23 protein-coding genes are annotated in these 26,841 nt (G+C 55.1%); 16 read left to right on the top strand and 7 right to left on the bottom strand.

The window, feature by feature from the left end:
- Positions 1-43: 43 nt before the first annotated feature.
- The 4 genes from E9531_RS03930 to modA all read right to left on the bottom strand — a co-directional run bounded on the left by E9531_RS03930 (position 44) and on the right by modA (position 4,649).
- Positions 44-2,152: a TonB-dependent receptor plug domain-containing protein gene (locus E9531_RS03930; protein ID WP_136572440.1), complete on the bottom strand. Its 2,109-nt coding sequence runs from the start codon at positions 2,150-2,152 to the stop codon at positions 44-46.
- A gap of 263 nt (positions 2,153-2,415) precedes the next feature.
- Positions 2,416-3,099 carry a sulfate/molybdate ABC transporter ATP-binding protein gene (locus E9531_RS03925; RefSeq protein ID WP_136572439.1) on the bottom strand — a complete coding sequence of 228 codons (684 nt, stop codon included), beginning with the start codon at positions 3,097-3,099 and terminating at the stop codon, positions 2,416-2,418.
- Between the two features lie 2 nt (positions 3,100-3,101).
- On the bottom strand, positions 3,102-3,809 hold the full coding sequence (gene modB / locus E9531_RS03920; protein ID WP_425293556.1) for a molybdate ABC transporter permease subunit: 708 nt from the start codon (positions 3,807-3,809) through the stop codon (positions 3,102-3,104).
- 54 nt (positions 3,810-3,863) lie between these two features.
- Positions 3,864-4,649, bottom strand: a complete 786-nt coding sequence (gene modA, locus E9531_RS03915; protein WP_136572438.1) for a molybdate ABC transporter substrate-binding protein — start codon at positions 4,647-4,649, stop codon at positions 3,864-3,866.
- Between the two features lie 255 nt (positions 4,650-4,904).
- Between modA and moaC the strand changes: the two genes are divergently transcribed.
- A complete protein-coding gene (gene moaC / locus E9531_RS03910; RefSeq protein WP_136572437.1) occupies positions 4,905-5,414 on the top strand; it encodes a cyclic pyranopterin monophosphate synthase MoaC in 510 nt (169 codons plus the stop codon).
- Between the two features lie 39 nt (positions 5,415-5,453).
- Here the strand turns inward: moaC and E9531_RS03905 are convergent, their stop codons facing one another.
- A complete protein-coding gene (locus E9531_RS03905) occupies positions 5,454-6,242 on the bottom strand; it encodes a HesA/MoeB/ThiF family protein (RefSeq protein ID WP_244609964.1) in 789 nt (262 codons plus the stop codon).
- A 323-nt stretch (positions 6,243-6,565) separates the two neighbouring features.
- On the opposite strand from E9531_RS03905, the gene fdnG reads away from it, so the two are divergent.
- From fdnG to fdhE, 4 genes are all read left to right on the top strand, one after another.
- Positions 6,566-9,634 (top strand): formate dehydrogenase-N subunit alpha, encoded by a 3,069-nt coding sequence (gene fdnG, locus E9531_RS03900; RefSeq protein ID WP_136572436.1) that lies wholly within the window; start codon positions 6,566-6,568, stop codon positions 9,632-9,634.
- A gap of 10 nt (positions 9,635-9,644) precedes the next feature.
- On the top strand, positions 9,645-10,634 hold the full coding sequence (gene fdxH, locus E9531_RS03895; RefSeq protein WP_136572435.1) for a formate dehydrogenase subunit beta: 990 nt from the start codon (positions 9,645-9,647) through the stop codon (positions 10,632-10,634).
- The gene (locus E9531_RS03890) at positions 10,627-11,379 is read left to right on the top strand and encodes a formate dehydrogenase subunit gamma (RefSeq protein WP_136572434.1); all 753 of its coding nucleotides are present in this window, start codon (positions 10,627-10,629) and stop codon (positions 11,377-11,379) included. Before fdxH ends, E9531_RS03890 begins: the two co-directional genes overlap by 8 nt.
- 172 nt (positions 11,380-11,551) lie before the next feature.
- A complete protein-coding gene (gene fdhE, locus E9531_RS03885) occupies positions 11,552-12,544 on the top strand; it encodes a formate dehydrogenase accessory protein FdhE (protein WP_136572433.1) in 993 nt (330 codons plus the stop codon).
- 38 nt (positions 12,545-12,582) lie between these two features.
- Here fdhE and E9531_RS03880 read toward each other — a convergent pair whose 3' ends face one another.
- Entirely contained in the window at positions 12,583-13,383 is an 801-nt protein-coding gene (locus tag E9531_RS03880) for an IclR family transcriptional regulator domain-containing protein (protein WP_136572432.1), read from the bottom strand.
- 86 nt (positions 13,384-13,469) lie between these two features.
- Between E9531_RS03880 and E9531_RS03875 the strand changes: the two genes are divergently transcribed.
- The 11 genes from E9531_RS03875 (at position 13,470) to E9531_RS03825 (ending at position 25,758) form a co-directional block, all read left to right on the top strand.
- Positions 13,470-14,168 carry a 3-oxoacid CoA-transferase subunit A gene (locus tag E9531_RS03875; protein ID WP_136572431.1) on the top strand — a complete coding sequence of 233 codons (699 nt, stop codon included), beginning with the start codon at positions 13,470-13,472 and terminating at the stop codon, positions 14,166-14,168.
- Positions 14,169-14,183: 15 nt separating this feature from the next.
- Positions 14,184-14,855, top strand: a complete 672-nt coding sequence (locus tag E9531_RS03870; RefSeq protein ID WP_136572430.1) for a 3-oxoacid CoA-transferase subunit B — start codon at positions 14,184-14,186, stop codon at positions 14,853-14,855.
- A 90-nt stretch (positions 14,856-14,945) separates the two neighbouring features.
- A complete protein-coding gene (gene pcaF, locus E9531_RS03865; RefSeq protein WP_136572429.1) occupies positions 14,946-16,151 on the top strand; it encodes a 3-oxoadipyl-CoA thiolase in 1,206 nt (401 codons plus the stop codon).
- Positions 16,152-16,153: 2 nt separating this feature from the next.
- A complete protein-coding gene (locus E9531_RS03860) occupies positions 16,154-16,882 on the top strand; it encodes an SDR family NAD(P)-dependent oxidoreductase (RefSeq protein WP_136572428.1) in 729 nt (242 codons plus the stop codon).
- 141 nt (positions 16,883-17,023) lie between these two features.
- Positions 17,024-18,031: a Bug family tripartite tricarboxylate transporter substrate binding protein gene (locus E9531_RS03855; protein ID WP_136572427.1), complete on the top strand. Its 1,008-nt coding sequence runs from the start codon at positions 17,024-17,026 to the stop codon at positions 18,029-18,031.
- 263 nt (positions 18,032-18,294) lie between these two features.
- Positions 18,295-19,731 (top strand): L-seryl-tRNA(Sec) selenium transferase, encoded by a 1,437-nt coding sequence (gene selA / locus E9531_RS03850; protein ID WP_136572426.1) that lies wholly within the window; start codon positions 18,295-18,297, stop codon positions 19,729-19,731.
- Positions 19,728-21,668, top strand: a complete 1,941-nt coding sequence (gene selB / locus E9531_RS03845) for a selenocysteine-specific translation elongation factor (protein WP_136572425.1) — start codon at positions 19,728-19,730, stop codon at positions 21,666-21,668. Before selA ends, selB begins: the two co-directional genes overlap by 4 nt.
- 124 nt (positions 21,669-21,792) lie before the next feature.
- Positions 21,793-23,205 carry an ATP-dependent RNA helicase DbpA gene (gene dbpA, locus E9531_RS03840; protein ID WP_136572424.1) on the top strand — a complete coding sequence of 471 codons (1,413 nt, stop codon included), beginning with the start codon at positions 21,793-21,795 and terminating at the stop codon, positions 23,203-23,205.
- Between the two features lie 573 nt (positions 23,206-23,778).
- A complete protein-coding gene (locus tag E9531_RS03835) occupies positions 23,779-24,201 on the top strand; it encodes a hypothetical protein (RefSeq protein WP_136572423.1) in 423 nt (140 codons plus the stop codon).
- Between the two features lie 224 nt (positions 24,202-24,425).
- Positions 24,426-24,950: a copper chaperone PCu(A)C gene (locus E9531_RS03830; RefSeq protein WP_136572422.1), complete on the top strand. Its 525-nt coding sequence runs from the start codon at positions 24,426-24,428 to the stop codon at positions 24,948-24,950.
- A 163-nt stretch (positions 24,951-25,113) separates the two neighbouring features.
- Positions 25,114-25,758 (top strand): SCO family protein, encoded by a 645-nt coding sequence (locus E9531_RS03825; RefSeq protein WP_136572421.1) that lies wholly within the window; start codon positions 25,114-25,116, stop codon positions 25,756-25,758.
- A gap of 24 nt (positions 25,759-25,782) precedes the next feature.
- Here the strand turns inward: E9531_RS03825 and E9531_RS03820 are convergent, their stop codons facing one another.
- A complete protein-coding gene (locus E9531_RS03820; protein ID WP_136572420.1) occupies positions 25,783-26,841 on the bottom strand; it encodes an aldo/keto reductase in 1,059 nt (352 codons plus the stop codon).

Below are 26,841 nucleotides of genomic sequence, written 5' to 3'. Positions count from 1 at the left end.
CAGGCTGGCTGATTGCTAATCACAAGTGCTCAATCGCATGTGCTCAAAACGGCACATTCACATTGACAAAGTAATTACGGCCAGCCATCGGATAGCCCTCACTGTAACTGTAGAGCTTGTCACCCATGTTGCGCACTCCTGCTTCGAGCTGCATTCCATTGGCAAAACGGTAGACGCCTTTGAGGTGATAGACCGCGTAGCCACTGGCAACCTGCACACCATCAGAGGAAGAGTAACGCTTTGAGGCCGCTTCTGTGCTTGCCGTGATTTGCCATGCGGCATAGTTCCAGCTGGCGCTGGCAAACAGTTTGTGGCGCGGTGTATCGGTAGCAAGCACCGCTGGGTTACTCACGTTCTTACGTCGCAGCCAAGTGTAGTTCCCAGTGAAGTCCCACACGCCCACGCTGCCTTGCAGGCCCAACTCAGCCCCAACATGGCGCGCCCGCGCTACGTTCTGGGGTTGATCGCATGTCGTGGCATTGCATTGGCTCGACGGCACCGTCACCGTCTGGATCGAGTCCCGCACATCACTGCGAAAGAGTGCTGCATCCAATGTCCAGCCTGCAGCAATTGCAGCGTTATAGCCAATTTCATAATGGCGCGCGCGCTCCGCTTTCAAATCGGGGTTTGGAATGACGCGGCCAAAACGGGTGGAGTAGCGCTCCATCATCGTGGCAAAACGCGTTTTGTTGGCAAAGCTGGCACGCAACTGGCCCCATTGCCCGGCCTCACCAAGCGCCTGAAAAACACCCAATTGGTAGTTCACTGCGTTGTTGTCACCTTTGGGCTCGTTGTACAGCGAAGGTGTGGCAGGCGATGCGGCGTTCGTGCCGTAGTTGCGTGTCGATAGACTCTTGCGCTCGTTGTACGACAACCCCGCCACTACGCTCAAGGTGTCGTTCACTTCAAACGTATTCTCGGCCGCCAGCGATTGCGTGCGGTCTTTGAAATGTGTCCAAGGCGTGCCATCGTCGCTGGAGCGGTGCACGTCATCTTTGAAATGGTAGGCCACGCGCAGCAAATTGCGCTCACTCAAACGCAAATCGCCCTCTAATGACAACCCTGTGGTGTCATCATCATAGTAGCTAGGAAAGCCTGACCCGACATTGCCTACCACCCCATTCCGGTAGTCATAGCCCACCAAGGTATTCTCAAATTGATCGTGATAGAGGCGTGTGCGCAACGTCAACAGCGGATTGATTTCGGTCTGGCTGGTGAAGAAGTAGCTGGTCTTGTCCCATTGGGGCCATTGCCACCAACGCGCCCGCATGCCTGAGCCTGAGCCACTCAAAGGCAAAGCCCCTGCGTAGGTAGGCTGGCCTTTTTCTCCTTCCTGGCGCACCACACCGACAACGTACTCATCGGTCGCGTTAGGTGTCAAACCAAGCTTCACGCTGAGTTTCTGGTCTTTGTGGCGGCTGTTCTCACGCTCACCTTTGCCTTGCTGTACGTTGCGTGGCTGGAAATCACCAGGCAAATCAAAGCTGTCACTTTTGAGGTAGGACGCGCCCACTTGGTACCACCACTGCTCTTGCTTGCCACCCAGATTGGCATAGGCCCGGTAATTATTGGCATCTCCATCATCATTCAAACCGATGCCAGCGCCCACCTCCCCTTCAAAAGATTGAACGGGCCGACGCGTGATCAAATTCACAGCCCCGCCCAATGCATTAGGGCCGTAGATCAGCGAAGAAAAACCTTTAGCCACCTCAACTCGAGACAGATCAAACGTGGTGAAATGCCCAAGGTCAATGCGCCCATCGTATGGAACATAGGTAGGGATGCCATCGATATACACAGGCACTTGCAAGCGATCAAAGCCGCGCACATAAAACAGTTGCTCTCCGCGTGACCCAGAATACGCAGCGTGTACGCCCGGCAGCAAATTCAGCGCATTGCCAACGGTTTCTTGGTTCTGTGTCCGCAATGCTTGCTGCGTCAAAATGCTGCTGGTAGGCAATAGCGTGTCTTTCGAGGGTGCTTGTACGGTGATCTCACCCAGCGTGAACATTCCCGCTGTTGGCGCTGCACTACTGGCCTTTTTGGCTTGCTCCTGCGCAGCGGGTTCCTCCGTCATACTGGACTGCCCATATGCCAGCGACAACGCCCCCAACTGCGCCAAAACCGCAAGCGCAATACTGTGTTTCTTCATGGTTTTCTTTCTCCGTTTTCAATCAATGACGCTGCCATGCACAACCGCTGCAGCACACCTACACTTACTTCCGATATATCCAATTAAACATAGCGGAAAACATAAAAAGGCCACGCCATAAAGACGTGGCAACACACGACGCCCCATAACACGAATGCCAAGAGACGACAGAAACTTTCGCCTGTTCAAAGACTTCGAACAGGCTCTAAGAACGTGCTTACGATCCCCACCTAGTCGCGCTGCGTGCAGATCCCAAACACGGACTAAGACACCCTCACGGTACGCCCATTGACCTGCCCTAGTCGCACAACCTCCGCATCAAGCGCAACACGATCCTCTTCATCGTGAGACACCATGATGAGGGGAATGTGCAAATCGTGAAGCAAGCGCGCCACCTCTTCCCGCATGCTTTGTCGCAAATGCGGATCCAAAGCAGAAAAAGGTTCATCGAGCAACAACACGCGCGGTTTGAGAATCGCTAAACGCGCCAAGGCCAAGCGCTGCTGCTGGCCACCAGACAAGGTATGGGGATATTGCCCAGCCAAATGCCCTAGTTGGAATTTTTCCAGCCAATACATTGCCTGGTCTTTTTGTGACCGGGTCAAAAACCCCCATGCGCCACGACGCAGACCAAAGCCCACGTTGCTCAATGCCGTCAAATGCGGCAGCAGTGCATAGTTCTGAAACAAATACCCTACACGCCGCTCCTGCGGCGCCAGACTGACACGATCAGCAGCAGAAAACAGCACGTGCTCACTCAGTCGGATATGTCCTGCATCTGGTCGGATCAATCCAGCAATGGCTTGTAACACCATCGTCTTGCCAATACCCGATGGCCCCATCAAAGCGATGCGAGGGACATCAGTTTGCAACTGCACATCGAACTCAAACGTCCGACCTGCGGTATGCAGGCTTTTCCTCACATCCAAATCACACCAGAGTGGCATGCTCACTCTCCCCGTGCTCTTCTGCGGCCTGGTGTTAACCATGTTGCCAGCAACAAGAGACCAATACACACCACCGAAATGACCAGCGCCAGGATATTGGCCACCCCATCGCGCCCCGCTTGCACTGCCTCATAAATGGCAATCGAGAGGGTTTGCGTTTTGCCAGGAATGCTGCCTGCAATCATCAATGTGGCGCCAAACTCGCCCAAGGCGCGCACAAACCCCAACATGATCCCGGCCATGATGCCGCGCCAAGCCAGTGGCAAGCTCACCCGCAGCAAAATACCCCACTCGCGCACACCCAACACACGCGCGGCTTGCTCCAGCTCGGGGTCAATCGATTCAAAGGCAGCACGTGCTGGCTTAAACACCAAAGGAAAACTGACCACGGTAGCCGCCACGGTGGCACCAGCGAGGCTGAAGATCAAGTTGATATCAAAGCTGTCTTTAAGCCAGCGCCCCATCGCCCCCTGACTTCCAAACACCACCAACAAGTAATACCCCAGCACGGTGGGCGGCAACACCATCGGCAACGTACACAAGGTATCGAGCACGTTGCGCAACCATAACCTACTCTTAGCTAGGTACAACCCCAGCCCCACGCCCAAGACACTCGCAATCAGTGTTGCCCAAAAAGCGACTTTCAGCGACAGCCACAACGGCGTGAGCACATCGGCCCATAGCGATAAATCAGACCAGTTCACGCCCACTCCTGCGCACACGAACCCACGCCTCTACACCCGACGCAATAGCAGCTGATCATGTCAACGTGCAGCAGCTGGCTCGAATCCAAAGCGGGCCAGCACGTCTTGGCCATACGTAGATGTGACGGTCTCAATAAAGCGTTTGGCCCCCTCTGTCTGGCCACCGCTTTTAATCACCGCAATCGGGTACGTCACGGGCTTTTCAACGGGCACGGTGTAGCTGATCTTGACCTTGTCTTTGAACAGAGCCGCATCTGAGCCGTACACAAAGCCTGCATCCACCTCTGCACGCGCCACATAGTCCAACGACTGGCGCACGTTTTGCGTCAAGATCACTTTGGGCTGCAGCGTATCCCATTGCTGCGCAGCCTGTAATGACGCCTTGGTGTAACGACCAACTGGCACGCTATCGGGGTTGCCTACGGCGACGCGTTTGACACTTTCTGCCTGCAAGGCGGCCAGCGAATCAATGGCCTGCGTCGCTGCGATGGGCTGAATCAACACCAATGTGTTGCGCACAAAAGTGGCCCGTGTTCCCTCCACCACCAAGCCATTGGCTGCAGCTTTGTCCATCGTGGCTTCATCCGCACTGGCAAACACATCCACAGGTGCGCCTTTATCGATTTGCTGGAGCAAAGTACCTGATGCCCCAAAGTTCAGCTGCACCTTGTCACCCGGATGCTGGCTTTCATAGTGACTGGCAATCTCTTTGAACGCATCAGTCAGACTAGCCGCGGCAGACACAGTAATGGTCTCTGCATGCACACTCAAAGCTGCCAAGCTTAAACCCAGACCAGCCAGGGCCACTGCGGTCGAACGCAATGCAAAACGACGGGAACAAGACATGGTGATTCAACTCCTCAAAGCAAGATGGCAGCACATGGCTGGACGTATCAAAGCGCGTAATATACAACCAGACACAACGAAAAGCACCACGTCATATAGAAAAAAATGACTTTCCTCTGCGCACACCCACGCACGGCATGGCTAACACCGGCAGGATTAGCACATTTGCTACAGTAGCGCCTCTCGTGCCAAAACGATTGGCGCACAAGCGGCCACATACCGCTGCACAGTAAATCACGCGACTTCTCTATTAGCATGACCGCCACTACATCGAACGCCTCTGGACTCAACCACTTTGACGCTGAAGGCCAAGCCTGGATGGTCGATGTGGGACACAAGCAAGCAACCCACCGCAAAGCGGTTGCGCATGGCAGCATCGCCCTCTCATCTGCTACTTTTGCTGCATTGAAAAACCCCAAAGAAGCCAGTCCCAAGGGCGACGTACTGGGCATTGCGCGCATTGCCGCCATCCAGGGTGCTAAGCAAACGTCATCGCTGATTCCGCTGTGCCACCCACTTCCACTGACGCATTTGAATGTGGCGTTTACGTTGGATGACAGTGCCTATCGTGTACACATCCATGTGACTGCGCAAACCGTTGGCAAAACGGGCGTTGAGATGGAGGCCCTAACCGGGGCATCCATTGGCCTGCTGACCATCTACGACATGCTCAAGGCGATCGACAAAGGCATGGTGATTGAGCAGGTGCGCCTGCTCGAAAAGGAAGGCGGCAAAAGTGGTGATTGGAAAGCCATCACCCCATAAATGCAGCATCGCATACGCTACTACAGCGCACTCGAATTGCTACCGACAACGTTTCCAGTGCCCGCAAACGGCACAAAGAGGCTTCTTTTTCAACGCCCACGTTTGCGTTCCTGCCTGTAACGCATTAAACAGCACCAACTGTTTGCAAGCGACTGCGCCAATACCCAGCAACAGTTTGAGTGCCTCCGTGGCTTGCGCGGTTCCCACCATCCCCACCAATGGGGAAAAAACCCCAAAAACGGCACATGCGCCATCATCGGCCTGCCCTTCTTCAAAAAGGCATGCATAGCATGGCGAGTCATCCAACCGGGGATCAAACACACTCAACTGCCCCTCGAAACGGGTTGCAGCCCCCATAACCAGCGGCGTCTGGGTTCGCAAACTGGCGCGGTTGATTGCATGGCGGGTCGCAAAGTTATCGCTGCAATCCAGCACCACATCGACTTGCCCAAGCACACCGACAATGCGCTCTTGCGTCAACCTCTCAACCAGCGGGCGAATCGTGGCATCAGGGTTCTGATGCGCCAACCGCTGCGCCAACACTTGTGCTTTAGGCTGCCCCACATCACTTGGTAAAAATAAGAACTGGCGCTGCAAATTCGTGGCATCCACCACATCGTCATCAGCCAGCCACAGAGTGCCAACACCTGCTGCCGTCAAATACGCAGCGGCTGCATGCCCCAAACCTCCGCATCCCACAACCAAAATGCGGCTGTTCAACAAACGCTCTTGCCCATCAATATCAATTTCATCTAGCAGCACATGGCGTGCATAACGCATCAATTGCTGGTCATCCATCATGGGTTGCTCATCCTCTTTTATACGCATCTGTGCGGGCATTGGTAACGCCGCCGCGTGGCGATAGACACAAAAATTTCACAATACCCTCAATCGCCACTCAGAATTGTTTTGATCCGTCGACCACCTAGACACCCTCACTCCACACCAAACATCGGGCAAAGCCCGCATATCGGCTTCAATTTAGCAGGCAAATGTATGCAATGGGCCGCAGCAAGCAGCATAACAAACAGAACTGTACACCTCACAAGCCTGCGAGTTCTAGCTGTGCCTAAGCCTAATTGCAGCGTTCACATTACAATCTGCACGTTCTAATTCTTGATTTCGCATCCTTCACTAGAAAGGATTACCCCATGGTGCAACTCTCCAGACGCCAGTTCATGAAAGTGACTGGTTCGGCTCTGGCGGGATCCAGTTTGGCTGTAATGGGCTTTTCGCCCGCAGTCGCACTGGCTGAGGTTCGGCAATACAAGCTTGCCGCGACCACAGTAACCCGTCAGACCTGTACATACTGCTCAGTCGGCTGCGGCATTTTGATGTACTCGCTTGGCGACGGCGGCAAAAATGCCAAGCTATCCGTCATCCACGTCGAAGGCGACCCAGACCATCCGGTCAACCGCGGTACGCTCTGCCCCAAAGGCGCTTCGCTGCTGGACATCATCAACAGCCCCAACCGCCTGCTCAAACCACAATACCGTGCGCCAGGCGCAACCGAGTGGAGCGACATTTCGTGGGACGAAGCGCTAGACCGCATTGCCCGCAAAATGAAGGATGACAGGGATGCCAACTTCGTTGAAAAAAACGACAAAGGCCAAACCGTCAACCGCTGGACCACGACTGGTATGTTGGCCGCTTCTGCAGCCACCAGCGAAGCCGGATACATCACACATAAAGTAGCCCGCAACTGGGGCCTTCTCGCATTCGATAACCAAGCCCGTGTCTGACACGGCCCGACGGTGGCAGGTCTTGCCCCGACGTTTGGCCGTGGAGCGATGACGAACCACTGGGTAGATATCAAGAATGCGGACGTTATCCTGATCATGGGCGGCAATGCCGCTGAAGCACACCCTTGTGGGTTTAAATGGGTTACCGAAGCGAAGGCGCATAACAAAGCGCACTTCATGGTGGTCGATCCTCGTTTTAACCGCTCGGCCTCAGTCGCGGATTTTTACGCGCCTATCCGTACGGGATCGGATATTGTTTTCCTTGGCGGGATCATCAATTACCTGCTGGCTAACGACAAGATCCATCACGAGTATGTGAAAAATTACACCGACTTCACGTTCATCGTGCGCGATGACTTTGAGTTTGTGGATGGTATTTTCTCGGGCTATAACGAGGAAACACGCAGCTACGATAAAAAATCGTGGGATTACGAGTTAGGCGAAGACGGGTTTGTAAAAACCGACCCCACGCTGCAACACCCGCGCTGCGTTTACCAGTTAATGAAGCAGCATTACGCCAACTGCACACCAGAAATGGTAGAGCGCGTATGCGGAACGCCTGCCGCCAAATTCCTGCATGTGGCCGAGAAATTTGCCAGCACCGCCGTAGCAGGCCGCGCAGCGACTATTCTGTATGCATTGGGATGGACGCAACACTCCATTGGTGCGCAAATTCTGCGCACAGGGGCGATGGTGCAATTGCTATGCGGCAACATTGGTATTGCTGGCGGAGGCATGAACGCGCTGCGCGGTCACTCTAACATTCAGGGTTTGACCGATCTAGGCCTGCTCTCTGCCAGTTTGCCAGGCTACCTGTCTATGCCATTTGAGCAAGAACAGGACTACCAGCAATACATTGGCTCACGCACGCAAAAACCGTTGCGCCAAGGACAAATCAGCTACTGGCAGAACTACCCGAAATTCCATGTCAGCCTGATGAAAGCTTGGTATGGCAAGAATGCCACTGCCGAAAACAACTGGGGTTACGACTACCTACCTAAACTCGACAAGCAGTACGACATGCTGCAAATTTTCGAGTTGATGAATCAGGGCAAAGTCAATGGCTACCTGGCGCAGGGCTTTAACCCGATTGCGGCGCTAGCCAGTAGTCATCGCGTACGTTCAGGGCTATCAAAGCTGAAGTTCTTGGTCGTGATGGATCCGCTAGCGACAGAGACGTCGGAATTCTGGAAAAATTTTGGCGAGTACAACGATGTAGATACTGCATCGATCCAGACTGAAGTATTCCGCCTGCCAACCACCTGCTTTGCAGAAGATGAGGGAGAGGTAGTCAGCTCAAGCCGCGTGCTGCAATGGCACTGGAAAGCAGCTGAGCCGCCTGGCCTAGCACGCAACGACATCCACATCATGTCAGAGCTGTTCCTGCGCATTCGCAAGCTCTACCAAGAAGAAGGCGGTGCCTATCCTGATGCCATCTTGAGTGTGGACTGGCCGTATGCCCAAGAGCACGAACCTCATCCACACGAAGTGGCCAAAGAGCTCAACGGCAAGGCCTTGATAGATTTGGTGGATCCAAAAGATCCGACCAAAGTGCTGCGCAAAGCAGGCCAACAAATCTCCAGTTTTGCGGAGTTACGGGACGATGGAAGCACGGCTTCAGGCTGCTGGATATATGGTGGCTCTTGGACAGAAGCGGGCAACATGATGGCGCGGCGCGACAACTCCGACCCTACCGGCATTGGTAACACGCTGAATTGGGCTTGGGCTTGGCCGCTGAACCGCCGCATCTTGTACAACCGCGCTTCTGCCGATGTACAAGGTCAGCCCTTCAACCGCCACCGTACCTTGGTGGAATGGAATGGCTCTGCCTGGGTAGGCCCCGATGTGCCTGACTTTGCTATCACCTCCGCACCGGAAGTGGGCGCTGGTCCGTTCATCATGAATCCCGAAGGTGTTGCTCGTTTCTTCTCGCGCAAAGGCTTAGCCGAAGGGCCCTTTCCTACGCATTACGAACCGTTCGACACTCCACTGGGCTACAACCCGATGTACCGCGACAATCCTAAGGCCACCAGCTCGCCAGCAGCACGGGTCTTCAAAGGAACGTGGGAAACATTCGGCACGCCTGATGAATTCCCACACGTTGGAACAACCTACCGTCTGACGGAACACTTCCACTACTGGACTAAGCATGCGTTACTGAACTCCATCATCCAGCCCGAGCAAATCGTTGAGATTGGCGAAGCGCTGGCCAATGAGTTGGGCATCAAGGCAGGCGACCATGTCAAGGTCAGTTCCAAACGCGGCTATATCAAAGCTGCCGCAGTGGTGACCAAACGCATCAAGCCCATGCAAATTGATGGCAAAACCATCCACCATGTGGGTGTGCCCATCCACTGGGGTTTCAAAGGGGTGACCAAGCCGGGCTTCCTGGCCAACATCCTGACACCGTACGTGGGGGACGGAAACTCCTTCACGCCTGAATCCAAGAGCTTCTTGGTCAAGGTTGAAAAGGTTTAAGGAGTGACCTATGGCATTGCAATCTCTTGATATCAAACGGCGCTCCGCCACCACAACCCCTTCACCGCAAGCGCGCGAACCGCGCTCGGGTGAAGTGGCCAAACTCATCGACGTCTCCAAATGCATTGGCTGCAAGGCTTGCCAAACTGCCTGCATGGAGTGGAATGACCTGCGTGACGACGTAGGCGTCAACCATGGGGTCTACGACAACCCCATGGACTTGACCGAAAATTCGTGGACGGTGATGCGCTTTTCCGAGTATGAAAACCCGGAAACCGACAACCTTGAATGGCTAATCCGCAAAGATGGCTGCATGCACTGCGAAGATCCAGGCTGCCTCAAAGCTTGCCCCTCGCCCGGCGCCATCATTCAGTACACCAACGGTATTGTGGATTTCCACGAGGAAAACTGCATTGGCTGCGGTTACTGCGTCACGGGCTGTCCCTTCAACGTACCCCGCATCTCCAAGAAGGACAACAAAGCCTATAAATGCACACTCTGCTCTGACCGCGTATCAGTCGGGCAAGAGCCAGCCTGTGTCAAAACTTGCCCGACTGGCGCCATCATGTTTGGCACCAAGAAGTCCATGATTGATCAGGCCGAAACACGCATTGAAGACTTGAAAGAACGGGGTTTTGAACATGCTGGCCTCTACAACCCGGCTGGTGTAGGCGGCACGCACGTCATGTACGTGCTGCACCATGCAGACAAACCATCGCTCTACCACGGTCTACCTGACAAGCCCAAAATCAGCCCAATGGTGGCCGTTTGGAAAGGTGTGGCCAAACCACTGGCATTGGCAGGTATGGCACTGGCAGCTATTGGCGGTTTTTTCCACTACACCCGTGTTGGCCCAAACGAACCAAGCCACAAGGATGAAGACGAAACCACTGCTGAGGCACTGGCACGGCGCAATGCTGCTGGCGTAAAAGACCCGCACGAGCACCATGCTGCGCATGGCAAGGCAGAGCCTGCCAAGGAGGAGGCACACCATGAGTAAAGCACACCGCCCCACTCCCACAGACTTTGCCACCGACTCGCAAGGTAAACCAGCAATTCAGCGTTACACCCCCAACGAACGCACGAACCATTGGATTACCGCAATCAGTTTCGTGTTGCTCGCGTTGTCTGGTTTGGCGCTGTTTCATCCCTCCATGTTCTTCCTTACCGCCGTTCTCGGTGGTGGACCATGGACGCGAATTCTGCATCCGTTCATCGGCTTGGTGATGTTCGTTTCGTTCAGCGGTTTGGTGATCCGTTTCTGGCACCACAATTTTCTGGACAAAGCAGACATCCAGTGGATGAAGCAGCCCATGGACATGCTCAACAACCGCGAAGAAAACCTGCCGCCGATCGGCAAATACAACGCGGGCCAAAAAATCTTGTTCTGGGTGTTGCTCATCAGCATGATCGGGTTGCTGGTCACAGGAGTCATCATGTGGAAACAATACTTCAGTGCCTACTTCCCCATTGATGTGCGACGCTGGGCATCCTTACTGCACGCCTTATTTGGCTTTGGTTTGATCACCTCCATCATCGTGCATATCTATGCAGCGATCTGGGTCAAGGGATCCATCAAAGCCATGACTCGCGGCACAGTCAGCTACGCTTGGGCCCGCCGCAATCACCGCCTGTGGTATGACGAAGTGGTCGAGCGAGAAGAACAACTCGCACAAGAGCACCAAGCCCAACAAAGCCCAGTTGCGGCTACTCAACAGGCTGCAGCCAAACGCTCGCCCACTTGAATACACGGCACCTCGTTGGCAGCCAAGGCTCTTGCAGGTTCTTTGTAGATGCCATCGCTTTACGATGGTGCGACAATGAGCCAATCCAAGGCCGACGCGCATCCTCCACAACGCCGGGCATACACCCGGCGTTGTGTTTTAGTCTCTTCCACTCACGATTGTCTACACCGCCATGCAACGCATTCTTCAACCCGGTGAAATCGAAGCACTCGACGGCATCAGTTTTCCCCGCATCATCCTGCCGCAACCAGCCATGTTGTTTCAAGATCGTGCAGCACGCTTATTGCAACTGGCAGAAGGCAATCCGATTGCTGACTATTTGCGCTTTACCGCGCAATTGGTACTCGCACAACAACAGGTGTGCAAAGACCTGCCCACACCAAAGCCTCTATCAAAAACCTCCATCGAGCAAGCCAATGCCAACGGCATGCCACTGCTCTCTAAAGCCGAAGCGCTGCCCTCAACCTGGCCTCAAACGCTGCGCCGTTTGGTGGATACACTGATCGCCACACATCAGCAATCCACCGCAGAAAAGCCCAGCGCGCTTCCACCAAGCCTGATCCCTGCCCTGCAGCAACTGCATGCTAAGAATGACGAAGCTTTAATTGCATTGGCCAAGCAAGTGCTGGCTGACAATGTGGGTCGCGATGAATTAGCCACTGCCCCCATCGTGATGGCCAGCCTGCAAGTGCAGTTTGCCCATATTGCAGCGCACATACCTGAGCAAGCCGTACCCTATGCAGAACCTGCCGCCATTTGCCCTATTTGCGGCAGCGCACCCGTTGCCAGCGTATTGCGTATTGGTGCACGCGTAGCAGGCCACCGCTACCTGCATTGCAGCCTGTGCTGTAGCGAATGGCACATGGTGCGCGTCAAATGCAGCCACTGCGAATCGACCAAAGGCATTAGCTACCAAGGAATCCAAGGGCAAGAGGGAAAAACCGACAGTCAAGGCAAAGAAGTCAAAGACCAAGTCGTTCTTGCAGAAACCTGCGATGAATGCCACACCTATCGCAAACTCGTTAACCAAGAAAAGAGCCCTTACGCTGAACCCTTAGCCGATGATTTGGCCACCCTGATGCTGGACTTGCTCATGGGTGAGACCGACTTCGTCCGCGCCAGCGACAATCCGTTATTGCTGATCGAGAAGCCGCTGGCTGTATAAGCCCTGACACTGCCTCAGCACTGTGCGCTGAGTTAACTTCAGCGCGTACTGATTACCATCTTGGAAATAGATTGCGCCACTTGCAGCAGTGGTTGAAGCATTCTCTCGCGCATTTCCTGCGCATTCGTGCGATTGGCCTGCCCACTGACGTTGATGGCCGCGACTACTTTTCCCGATTTATCCCGAATAGGCGCGGCCATTGAGATCAGGCCTTCTTCCAACTCCTGATCCACCAAACACCAGCCTTGTTCTCTCACCAGTGCAATGCAGCTCTCGATACGCGCAATATCGGTGAGCGTATTGCGCGTAGTTGCTCGGATCTCTGACTGCTGCAGCACTGAACGCACCTCATGCGGCTCCAACCCGGCCAGCAAAACGCGGCCTAGCGATGTGCAATAGGCAGGCAAGCGCGAACCAACCCCCAATGAAATGCGCATGATTTTCTGCGTTGGCACCCGCAGCACGTACACCGCATCGGTGCCATCGAGCACCGCCACCGAGCTGGACTCCTGCACCTGCTTGACGAAGTCACTCATAAAGGGCTCGGCCAAATCCCACATGGGCATGGATGACAAGTAGGCAAATCCCAGATCAAGGATACGTGCGGTTAAGCGAAAGTACTTGCCATCCGAGGCCACATATCCCAAAGCCTGCAGCGTCAGCAAGATGCGGCGCGCGCCAGCGCGTGTGAGTCCTGCATGCAGTGCTACCTCACTCAAGGTTTGCTCCGCATGCTGCGCATTGAAGGAGCGAATCACTGCTAAACCCCGTGCAAACGATTGCACGTAGCTGTCGCCGGGCTGGGGTAAATCCTTAGAAATCGTTGGTTCTGTGTGCATTCGCTCAGATTATAAAAAGGATAAAATTCTTTTAGCGAACATTTGTTCTTTATGCGAACTTATTTTGGTTTTTGCAAGGTACATACATGATCAACAAGATCACTCCAACCGTCAGAGAAGCACTGGCTAACATACAAGATGGCGCCACCGTGCTCATCGGTGGCTTTGGCACAGCAGGCATCCCCAATGAACTGATTGATGGTTTGATCGACCATGGCGCACGTGATTTGACCGTGGTCAACAACAATGCTGGCAATGGCGACACAGGCTTGGCTGCTCTGCTCAAAGCGGGCCAGGTGCGCAAAGTCATTTGCAGCTTCCCTCGCCAGGTTGACTCGTATGTGTTTGATGCGTTGTACCGTAGTGGCAAGTTGGAACTGGAGCTAGTGCCCCAAGGCAATCTGGCCGAGCGCATTCGCGCTGCAGGTGCTGGCATTGGTGCGTTTTTCTGTCCGACGGCATACGGCACTGAGCTGGCCAAAGGCAAGGAAACCCGCGAGATCAATGGCCGCCACTACGTGCTGGAGTACCCGATTTATGGCGATGTGGCCCTGATCAAGGCCGAGCAAGGCGACCGCTGGGGCAACCTGAACTACCGCATGTCCGCACGCAACTTTGGTCCGGTGATGGCCACCGCAGCCAAAACAACGATTGCCACCGTGCACGAAGTGCTGGAGCTAGGCCAGATGAACCCCGAGACCGTCATCACCCCCGGCATTTACGTCAGCCACGTCGTGCCGATTGCACGCACCGTGACCCAAGGCGCTGGCTACAAGGCCGCTTGATTCAAGAGAAATCCAATGAGCACAAACTACCAACGTCGCAGCAAAGACGAACTGGCGCGCCGTGTCGCGCAAGACATCCATGACGGTGCCTACGTGAATCTGGGAATTGGCATGCCCACGCAAGTGGCCAACCACATTCCAGCCGGTCTGGAAGTGATCCTGCAAAGTGAAAATGGCATTCTGGGCATGGGCCCGGCCCCTGCCGCTGGCGAGGAAGATTTCGACCTGATCAACGCCGGCAAACAACCTGTAACTCTGCTGCCAGGCGGCGCGTACTTTCACCATGCCGACAGCTTTGCGATGATGCGCGGCGGCCATTTAGACATCTGCGTACTGGGGGCCTTCCAGGTCTCTGCCAACGGCGATTTGGCGAACTGGAGTACCGGTGCCCCAGACGCGATTCCTGCCGTGGGTGGCGCGATGGATTTGGCCATTGGTGCCAAGCAAACCTGGGTGATGATGGATTTGCTGACCAAAACCGGGCAAAGCAAAATCGTGCAGCAATGCAGCTACCCGCTCACGGGCATTGCCTGCGTCAAACGCATTTATACCGACTTGGCGACGTTTGCCTGCACAGCAACAGGCTTGCGGCTGATTGACGCAGTGCCTGGCTTAGCCCATGCAGAGCTGGAGACATTGGTAGGCCTTCCTATTGATGCGACAGCGCCTGCTGAACAGACGGCCTGACAAGACATCCCAGCCTTAAAAGGCCCTCCACAACCTGCCACGCACCTGTGCGCATGACACGCAACACCCTATTTTTTTGGAGCATCCCTTATGACAATTGATGCCTTTATCTGCGATGCCATTCGCACCCCTTTTGGCAAGTACGGTGGCAGCTTGGCCAGCGTTCGCCCCGATGATCTGGCGGCTTTGCCCCTCAAGGCATTGCTCGAACGCAACCCCAACCTCAATCCAGCGGCCATTGACGACGTTCTACTGGGCTGCGCCAACCAGGCTGGGGAAGACAATCGCAACGTGGCACGGATGGCCGTGTTGCTGGCCGGATTGCCAGACAGTGTGCCTGGTGGCACGCTCAACCGGCTCTGCGGTTCAGGCTTAGATGCTTTGGGCACTGCCGCACGTGCCATCAAATCGGGCGAAGCTGCCCTGATGATTGCCGGCGGCGTGGAGAGCATGAGCCGCGCACCGTTTGTGATGCCCAAAGCAGAAGGCGCATTTAGCCGCAACAATGCGGTGTACGACACGACCATTGGATGGCGCTTCATCAACAAATTAATGAAGACCCAGTACGGTGTGGACTCGATGCCTGAAACGGCTGAAAACGTTGCCACAGATTACGGCATCAACCGCGCCGATCAGGACTTGTTCGCGCTGCGCAGCCAAGAGAAGGCCTCGCAAGCACAAGCGCAAGGCCTGTTTGATGCTGAAATCGTGCCAGTGCAATTGCCGCAGAAAAAGGGCGACCCGCTCATCTTTTCACAAGATGAGCACCTGCGCCTTTCTCCACTAGAGGCATTGAGCAAGCTCAAAGGCGTAGTTCGCCCAGACGGCACCGTCACCGCAGGCAATGCCAGTGGCGTCAATGACGGTGCCTGCGCCCTCTTAGTCGCCAGCGAAGCTGCGGCCCAACAGCATGGGCTGACTCCCAAAGCACGCATAGTGGCTACTGCCACGGCCGGTGTGGCACCCCGCGTCATGGGGATCGGCCCAGCTCCGGCAGTGCAGAAACTGCTGGCACAAACCGGCTTGTCGCTGGCACAAATTGATTTGATTGAACTCAACGAAGCCTTTGCTGCGCAAGGTCTGGCTGTGCTGCGAGAACTGGGCATTGCCGACAACGATCCGCGTGTAAACCCGTATGGCGGCGCGATTGCGCTAGGTCACCCGCTTGGCGCCAGCGGTGCCCGCTTGGCCACCACAGCGGTCAATCAACTGCACCGAAGCGGCGGCCGTTATGCCATCTGCACCATGTGCATTGGCGTGGGCCAAGGCATTGCCATGTTGTTGGAGCGCGTATAACCATGACCAAACTACAAGCCACAGTCATCACCGGGGCCAGCGCGGGAATTGGCAAAGCCATTGCTGAACGCCTCATTGCGCAAGGCAAGCAGGTCGTCAATATCGACTATGCATTGCCCAACTGGAGTCACCCACAAGTGCTGTCGCTGCAAGCGGATTTGACTTGCGCTGAACAAACTGCAGCAGCGGCCGAACAAGCCAAACAAGCGTTCGACATCACAGCCTTGGTCAACAACGCAGGCGCCACACGCCCGGGGACAATTGAAACAGCCAGCCTGGACGATCTGGAGCATGTCGTAGGGCTGCACTTGCGCGCAAGCATGCAACTGGTTCAAAGCTTCTTGCCCACACTCAAGGCCTGCGGCCACGGGCGTGTGGTCAACATGGCCAGTCGTGCAGCCTTGGGCAAAGTCAACCGCTTGGTATACGCCACCACCAAAGCTGGATTGATTGGCATGACACGCACCCTGGCCATGGAATTGGGCGCAGATGGCATTACCGTCAATGCAATAGCACCAGGGCCCATCGCCACCGAGCTGTTTTTGAAAAGCAATCCGGCAGATGCGCCTGCCACCAAAAAAATTCTTGAAAGCGTTGTCGTAGGCCGCATTGGCACCCCTGATGACGTCGCCCAGGCCGTGACCTTTTTCCTGGCGCCCGAGTGCGGCTTTGTCACCGGGCAAACCTTATACGTCTGTGGTGGTGCCACGCTGGGTTTGGCCCCCAGTTGATTGCACACCGCAGCCCATCTACAACAACACCGCATCAGATTCAGCTTTGACCCCCACGGCTTCACTCGCTTGTGCCACACCGATGCGCCGCGCGGGTTGAGATTCATGTCCACTCTTTCAATTGAGGCAAGAAAGGCTTCCATGACACAAACACCATTTATCCGCCGCCGCTCAGCACTTATCCGCAGCTTCGCATTGGCATCTGCATTGATGGCCACAGCATGGCTGCCACAAACCGCACAAGCGCAAGACTACCCCACCAAACCTATCACCTTGGTTGTGCCATTCTCTGCAGGTGGCACCACAGACATTCTCGCCCGCATCATTGGCCAATACCTCGGTGAAGAATTGGGACAAAGTGTGGTGATCGATAACAAGGTAGGCGCTGGCGGCAATATTGGTGCGCAAGCGGCAGCTCGTGCGAAACCCGATGGCTACACCCTCTTCATGGGTACTGTAGGCACCCATGCCATCAACGCCAGCCTGTACAAGAAACTACCATTCGATCCGGTCAAGGATTTTCAGCCTTTGAGTCGCGTCGCGTTGGTACCCAACCTGTTGGTTGCCAATCCACAGCAGCCTTTCAAAACCGTGGCCGAATTGATTGAATACACCAAAGCCAATCCTGGCGTAGTGAACTTTGCATCCTCTGGCAATGGCAGCTCCATCCACCTCTCGGGTGAGCTATTCAAACAAATGGCGGGTGTGGATATGCAGCATATTCCTTACCGCGGCAGCGCACCAGCGATTGCAGATTTGCTGGGCAACCAAGTGGCCATCATGTTTGACAACATGCCTTCGGCGATCACCCACGTGCGTTCTGGCAAGCTCATTCCATTGGCTGTCACCACTGCTGAGCGCTCTCCTGAGTTGCCCGATGTTCCCACCATTGCAGAAGCGGGCATTCCAGGTTACGAAGCGACCTCCTGGTTTGGCCTCTACGTCACTGCAGGCACACCTGAGCCTATCGTGAACAAGCTCCATGCAGCATTGGTTAAAGGACTTCAAGATCCGAAAATTGTGAAGAAATTTGCAGAGCAAGGCAGCGTTGCATACAGCGAAACACCGCAAGAGTTCGCCGCCTTCATGGCCAGCGAAACCACCAAGTGGGCGCAAGTGGTGAAGACATCCGGCGCCAGCGTCGATTAAAGTGAACGCATCACACTGCGTTGCGCGGTAAGCGCAAGCAACACCTGCATACAGCCGCACACATCCGCCTTTGGACTGTGCGGTTTTTTCATGCTGGTCTGCCATATGCTGAGGTATGGCTTGCATCTCCATCACGCTGAATACGAAGCACCCCACCGTCTGCGGTACAGTCCTCTGCATGAACTCTGCGCGCACAACAGCATGGCGCAGAACATGGCCTCACCCGCTTCATGCTTGAGGTCTCGATTTGCCTTGGTACTTTCATGAACGCCCCTTTTCATCTTCCCTCCGTAGACAAGCTGTTGCAGCACCCCCATACCGCCACGCTGCTTTCTGCTTATGGAAAAACACAGACCACACAGGCCATTCGAAGTGCGGTGGCAGAAGCACGCATCCAATGGTTAGGCAGCAAGAATGCGGCAGCAACGCCTAACGCAGAGACGTTGATTGCCGCCGCCTGCCAAGCACTTGCGCAACGCTTTGCACCACGCCTCAAATCAGTATTCAACCTCACGGGCACGGTGCTGCACACCAACTTAGGCCGCGCATTACTGCCACAAGAGGCCATTGATGCAGTAGCACAAGCCCTGGCAACCCCCAGCAATCTTGAATACGACCTGGCCACAGGCGGGCGTGGAGACCGTGATGATCTGGTCGAAGATTTGATTTGCGAACTCACCGGCGCAGAAGCAGCAACCATCGTCAACAACAATGCAGCGGCAGTATTGTTGTGTCTATCCACCTTGACGGCAGGTAGAGAGGCCATCGTCTCACGGGGGGAGTTGGTGGAGATTGGCGGCGCCTTCCGCATTCCAGACATCATGCAACGCGCTGGCGCCACCTTGGTGGAAGTGGGCACCACCAACCGCACCCACGCCCGCGATTATGAAAACGCCATCAGCGATGCCACAGCATTGCTGATGAAAGTGCATTGCAGCAACTACGCCATCTCAGGCTTTACCAAATCAGTCAGTGACGCTGAGGTAACCCAAATTGCCCATGCCCACCAATTGCCCATGATGGTGGACTTGGGCAGCGGTACCTTGGTCGATTTGCGCCAGTGGGACCTACCGCATGAAGTCACTGTGCGTGAAACCATCGAGGCGGGCGCAGACTTGGTTACCTTCAGCGGGGACAAGCTGCTGGGCGGCCCACAAGCGGGCATCATTGTGGGCCGCAAAGCACTGATTGCACAAATCAAGAAAAACCCACTCAAACGCGCGTTGCGCGTAGGCAAACTCACCTTAGCTGCGCTAGAGCCAACACTACGCCTTTACCTGCACCCAGAACAATTGGCCACGCGACTGACCACGCTGCGCCTGTTTACCCGCACAGAACAAGAGATGCAGGCGCAAGCCGATCAGTTACAACCTGCCCTACAAACAACACTGGGCAGCGCGTACCAAGTCAGCACCGCAGCCATGAGCAGCCAAATAGGCAGCGGCGCGTTGCCTGTGGAAAGCCTGCCCAGCTACGGGCTGATGATTCGCCCCACCGAGCGCAAACACTCAGGGCGACAGCTCCAGCAATTAGAGACCGCCATGCGCAGCCTTGCGCGCCCGATCATCGGTCGCCTGCAAGACGATGCTTTGTGGCTGGATTTACGTTGCCTTGAGCATACCGATCAAGCCACATTCATCGCGCAGCTCTCGGCTCTGACCACAATACTGAGTCACCACCACGAAAGACACTCAGCATGATCATCGGCACCGCTGGCCATATTGACCATGGCAAAACCACCTTGGTGCGCGCCCTCACTGGCGTTGACACCGACCGCCTCAAAGAAGAGAAGGCACGCGGCATCTCCATTGAACTGGGCTATGCCTACACGCCTGTGCCAGACAGTACGGACATTCTCGGCTTCATCGACGTACCAGGACACGAGAAATTCATCCACACCATGGCGGCCGGAGCCGTTGGCATTGACCACGTGCTGCTGGTCGTCGCGGCAGACGACGGTGTGATGCCGCAAACACGCGAGCACCTGGCCATCATCGACTTGCTAGGCGTGCAGCAAGGCACTGTGGCCCTGACCAAAGCCGACCGCGTTACCCCACAGCAATTAGACGCTGTACGTGCAGACATCCAAGCCCTCTTAGCACGCACTGCGCTGGCCAACGCCTCTGTTTTCGCAACCAATGCGGCCGATGCGACCGATACAGGGACGACCGCACTGCGCCAGCATCTGTTGCAAGTTGCCAAGACTTTTCCTGCCCGTAGCCACCAAGGACTCTTCCGATTGGCCGTGGATCGCGCATTCACATTGCCAGGACAAGGCACGGTCGTGACCGGCACCGTCTTTGGAGGCAGCGTCCAGGTTGGTGACAACGTGCAGCACTCCGGCTCTGGAGCGCAGCTGCGGGTGCGCAGCATCCATGCACAAAACCAAACCAGCGCTATTGGTACAGCAGGTCAGCGTGTGGCCTTGAACTTGGCAGGCATCGAAAAGGACGCGCTATCACGCGGAGACTGGATTGCTGACCCGATAGCGCTGCAAGCCACACGGCGCCTGGATGTGCGTCTCCGCATGCTACCAAACGAGGCCAGCGAGCATGCACACACCAGCCAGTCATCAACGCTGACACAATGGGCAACCGTGCACCTGCATTTAGGAACCAGCCGCCACATAGCCCATGTCGTACCACTGCAAGCAGAACACATTGCCGCGGCAGAGCAAGGGTACGCGCAACTGGTGCTCGATAGTGATGTGTTCGTCACCGCGGGCGATCACTTCATTGTGCGCAACGCCCAAGCCACCCACACCATTGCGGGAGGCACCGTACTCGACCCTTACGCCCCTGAACGCAAACGTCGCAGCATCGAGCGCATGGCCTATTTAAACGCCATAGAAACCACACTCAGCACCCAAGACCCAAGTGCCCTCATTGCCCAATCGCCTTGGGGCATCAGCCGCAAACAATTGGCACGCTTGCTCGGTTGGTCGCTGCACGCCATGCCCACGCCCTCAAGCAGTGTTGCTTTAGGCAAAAACGCGCAAGACCCTGACCCTACATTACTTGCACAATCGCACTGGCAAACACTGCAAACACAAGTACAAGAAGCCCTCTTGCGGTTTCACGAACGCAACCCAGATGAACCCGGCGTCAACGCGGCACGCTTGCGTCGCATGGGCTTACCCGGCTTGACCCACAGCAAGCATGACACGCTATGGCAAGGCTTGCTGGCCACCCTGCTGGAGCAAGGACATATCGCGCAAACTGCCGCATGGCTGCACGCACCTGGACACAGCGTGCAATTGAGTGCAGCCGAAGAGCAGATAGCCGAGATGCTGCTGCCCGACCTGCACGATGGACATTTCGATCCACCATGGGTGCGCGACTTGGCCAAAGACCATGGACTGGCTGAAGAAACCGTGCGTGCCTTGCTGCGCAAACTCACTCGCCAAGGACGGCTCTACCAAGTCGTCAAAGACCTGTTCTACCACCCCGATGCCATTGCAGCGCTGCAGTCCATCGCCACGTCATTGGCAAAACAATCCCCCAACCAAGCGATTGCCGCCAAAGACTTTCGCGATGCCACCGAACTTGGCCGCAAGCGTGCCATTCAAGTGCTAGAACATTTCGACCGCACAGGCTTTACGCGCCGCGTACGCGACAGCCATATCCTGCGCAGTTGAATGTACTGCCCACTCGTTCAGAGGTCCGCGGAGCGCACCAAACAGGGCAGGAATGTCGCTATAAAGAATTATCGCCAAGCCCTGCGACCACAAACGCAATCTGCAAGCAGAAGATAATCGCGGCATGAATGCATCACAACCCCATGCCCCGCAAGCGGCAGACACCGCCTCTTTCACTCAACTCCTCTTGGGAGCAGCCATGCAAGCGAATTTGCAGCAGCTTGGCTATACCCAGATGACGCCGATTCAAGCCGCTAGCCTGCCGCTGGCGCTGGAGGGCAAAGATGTGATAGCACAAGCCAGCACAGGCAGCGGCAAAACTGCCGCTTTTGGTTTAGCCCTTTTGGCACGGCTCAATCCCCGCTGGTTTTCAGTACAAGCCTTGGTTCTTTGCCCAACACGCGAACTGGCAGACCAAGTAGCCACAGAAATTCGCCGACTTGCACGTGCAGAAGAAAACATCAAAGTCGTTACCGTGTACGGTGGCGTGCCAGCCCGAAACCAAATTGCCAGTTTAGAGAACGGCGCCCATATCATTGTTGGCACTCCCGGACGCGTCATGGACTTGATGGAACGCGGCAACATTGATTTAACTGCGTTGAACACCCTCGTTTTAGACGAAGCTGACCGCATGCTCGACATGGGCTTTTACAACGACATCGTGACGGTCGCTAGCCAATGCCCAGGAAAACGCCAAACCCTACTATTTTCTGCCACCTATCCAGACGGCATAGCCCAACTTGCACAGCGTTTTATGCAAGAGCCAAAAACCGTGAAAGTAGCCGCCCAACACAGCGCGCACAAAATTGCGCAGCGCTGGTACGAGGTCAAGGAGTCTGAGCGGCTCCATACGGTCACTCAACTACTGGCCCACTTTCGTCCGCAATCATCAATCGCCTTTTGCAATACCAAGCAGCAATGCCGAGATGTGGTTGCCGTTTTACAGGCCCAAGGCATCAGCGCCCTTGCCCTTTTTGGGGAGCTCGAGCAGCGCGAGCGCGATGAAGTGCTGGTGCAATTTTCCAATCGCAGTTGCAGCGTATTGGTCGCAACCGATGTGGCGGCTCGTGGCCTGGATATTGCTAACTTAGAAGCCGTCATCAATGTCGATACTACGCCCGATCCTGAGATTCATATTCACCGCATTGGCCGGACAGGCCGAGGCGATGCAGAAGGACTTGCCTTGAACCTAGCCAGTATGGATGAAATGGGTTCAGTAGGTCGGATTGAAGTCCTGCAAGGTCGCGAATCCGAATGGCACCAATTGGCTGAATTAACACCAAGCTCAAATGCACCCCTGATACCCGCCATGCGCACCATACAGATTATTGGTGGTCGCAAAGAAAAAATACGTGCCGGCGACGTACTGGGTGCCATGACGCGCGATTTCGGCTACAGCAAAGAACAAATCGGAAAAATCAATGTGAATGATTTTTCAACCTACGTGGCTGTATCACGCAACATCGCTTCGCAAGCAGTCAGCAAGCTCAACAACGGCCGGGTCAAGGGAAAAAGCGTGAAGGCACGCCTGCTCTAAACAGCCTCAACTAATCTTGCATCGAGCAGCGTGTTGTAGATAGTTTTCAGCCTCCTATTTCAGTTAATAGGAGCCTATATGAACGCAAAACGTTACCCAAACAAATTTAGGATTGAGTCGATCACGCAAATCTTGGAGCATGGTCACATGCACGGCAGTCAGATTGAAGTGGGCAGTCATTGAAAGGCATAGGACCGTCTTTAGCATCTCGCACATGTGCCGCATGTTCGATTTGTACCCAGCGGATATATCCGCTGAAGGGCCAAGCCTGAGAGTCAATGTGCGCTTGATAACCATAGGCTGCCGAGCCTACTCAAGCAGGTATGGCTGGAGACGACTAACGCAGATTTCGAAAGGCCATTGAAGCCACGGCATAATCATCCTGTTAGACGGCGATAACGCATGAAAGCAACCACACACTGGTTGCGAGGACGCCTTCTAATTGTTTGTTTTAAATCTCTTGGCAGCCGTGTATGCGTTGGGGAACTCCTCTGCCCAACTCACATTCGTCTCATTCGAGACCATCATTCACTGCACCTTGTTGCTTGACCTCATTTGCAGCGTTCTTCTGGCATGTTTCTCCCTCGAACCCAGCGCCGCTTGATTGCATTCGCCCTGATAGTGGCGGTGCTGTGGGCTGCGCTGCACCCTGCCATCATCAATGCCGCGCAGCCAACGACGCACCGGGTTTTGGTCTGTACGCCCAACGGGATGGAATGGGTTGATACCGATCAAATCAGCATAGAAGCTTTCCTAGGCCTGCATAAAACGCAGCAAACTCCCAAAAGTGACGAATCATCCATTGCATGGATGGCACCTTGCCCTTTTAACCACGCCACGCAAGTCTTGCCTTTGCATGACGGCTCTACGCGTTTGCCTGACCCGCTGCTCAAAGCCTATGTGGCCTACCAAAAACCTGTCCCTTACATCAGCCCCATAGCAGGCACGGACGGCTACCGGCTCACCCCTCCGACACGGGCACCGCCAACTGTCTGATAGCGCTTTTGCTGACTATTGGATGCGTGATCGCGCCTAAAAATGGCGCCTTAGTAGTCCTTCACAAAAAGCAAAGGACATGCATCCCATCCAACGGTGCCTGCCAATGCCCTAAGCATGAGCAAGCAGACACTGCGTATGCCTTAATCGCTGCAACACGATGGCAAGAAGCTGCGCTCGCTGTTGCAAGCCTTCCGATCTCTTATTTGAAAGTATGTTCGATCATGAAAAAATTGATCCAATCCGTTCTCTTTTGCTTGGCCGCTGCCTTGAGCTTCTCCGCCCACGCGCACAGCTTTGAAGTGGGTGACCTCACAATCATTCACCCGAACGCCAAACCGTCACGTCCTGGCGTACTGAGTTCTGCCGCTTACTTTGGCGTCAAAAATACCGGCACAGCGGAAGACCGTATCCTTTCCGTACGCAGCGATGTGGCCAAACACACCGAAATCCATGATATGAAAATGGAAAATGATGTGATGCGCATGTTCAAAGTCGACGATGTACGCATTCCCGCAGGCCAAACATTGAAAATGGGCGACAACAACAAGCTCCACGTCATGTTGATGGATTTAGCTGCTCCGCTAAAAGTAGGTGAGAAATTCACCCTCACCATCACTTTTGAGAAAGCTGGCGAGATCCCTGTTGAAGTCTGGGTAGAAGACCCCAAAGAAGCTTCCTCGGCGCATGACCACCACGAAGACAGTAGTGCCGAAAAGGACAGTACTGCAACGGCGCATCAGCACTGACTGCTGTATTGAAAAACCACAGAGGGGTTGCGGCAGAATGAATGCGCCAACCCTTCGCGGTCACTGCCAGTCGCCCTTCAAGGGCATTGCACACCCTTCTTTCAGCTAGGTTCAGCTGGCCCACAAATCAGCACCAGCATGAAGCATCAAGATCACGGACACCATGACGACTTTTTCATTTCGCTTGCCTTTTACGCGCCGTCTGCACACGGCCTTGTGCATCGCCGCAGCCACTGCGGCACTTGCCCTGACTGGCTGTAAAAGCGAGCCACCCGCACCAGCGCTCAACGGGGTAGACATTAGCGCCTCTGGATTTGGACAGGATTGGAGCATGCCCAATGCCACGGGCGGAACCACTAATCTGGCAGATTTCAAAGGCAAAGTCACTTATGTTTTCTTTGGCTACGCGCAATGCCCAGATGTGTGCCCGACCACCATGATGGAAATGGCCGAGGTCAAAAACCTGCTTGGCGAACAAGCAGACCAATTGCAAACCATTTTTGTCACCGTCGATCCAGAACGCGATACCCCTGAGGTCATGCGCGCCTACCTGGAAAGCTTTGACCCCAAGGCGATTGCATTGATAGGCAACGCAGAGCAAGTCAACAACATGGCGCAAAGCTTTCGTGTGACCTATGAAAAAGTAGCAGGCCCTTCCCCGTCCAGCTATACGATGAACCATACCGCTGGCGGTTTTGTCTACGACACACAAAGCCGAATGCGCCTGTATCTGCCTTACGGCACTGCCCCACAGGCGATCGCAGACGATGTGCGCGCATTACTCAAAGAGCCAACACAGGCCAAATAAAACCTAATACGCAGCAGATCCTGCTTAAACAGCAGGATCGCGTAGTTCCAAACGAATCTCGTCGATGGCCTCTAACACTTGAGAGCTGAGCGCAACATTCCAAGCGGCCAGATCCTCCTCCAATTGCGCCTGGCTGGTCACGCCAATGATGGTGCTGGCTACTTGCCATTTGTGATAGACAAAAGCCAACGCCAACTGCGTTGGTGTGAGGCCGTTCTCGCGCGCCAGTGCGTTGTACCGTTTGGCCGCCGCCAAGGCGGATTCACGCCCCCAGCGCTGTTTTTGTGTGGACTCGTAGATGCTCAGGCGACCGCGCGGTGCGGCTGCGCTGAAAATGCCGCTGTCATCGTACTTGCCCGTCAATGCACCAAAGGCCAGTGGCGAATACGCCAGCAAGCCCACGTTCAAACGGAAGCACGTTTCATCCAGCGCGTTCTCATACCAACGGTTGGTCAACGCATAAGGGTTTTGGATGCTGACAACCCGTGCCAGATTGTGCTGCTCAGCCAAGCGTACAAACTCGTGCACGCCATATGGGGTCTCATTCGATAAGCCAATGTGCCGAATCTTGCCCTCACGCACCAACCGATCAAGTGTTTCAAGCTGCTCCAAAATACTCGTTTGGGTGCGCTCTTGCGCGGGGTCGAAATACATCGCACCAAATGCTGGCACATTGCGCTCAGGCCAATGGATCTGGTAGAGGTCAATGACATCCGTTTGCAGCCTGCGCAAGCTGGCCTCACACGACGCGACAATGTCTTGCGCCGTCAACCCTTTGCCTTCACGAATCCACGGCATACCGCGGCTAGGTCCAGCCACTTTGCTGGCCAGCACCACTTTTGCACGCTTGTGTGGATTTTTAGCAAACCAGCGCCCCAGAATTGTCTCGGTGGCGCCATAGGTTTCCTGACGTGCCGGTACAGAATACATCTCGGCCGTGTCCCAAAAGTCCACACCAGCTTCCAGCGCCTGATCCAGAATGGCATGCGCCTGGGGCTCTGCCACTTGCTCACCAAATGTCATGGTGCCAAGGCAAATCGGGCTAACCTGAAGATCGCTTTGGCCCAGTGTCCGTTTTTTCAT

Origin of the sequence: Lampropedia puyangensis (genome assembly GCF_004833285.1) — a bacterium.
Lineage (GTDB): Bacteria > Pseudomonadota > Gammaproteobacteria > Burkholderiales > Burkholderiaceae_C > Lampropedia > Lampropedia puyangensis.
This window is presented reverse-complemented; position numbering and strand designations above follow the sequence as displayed.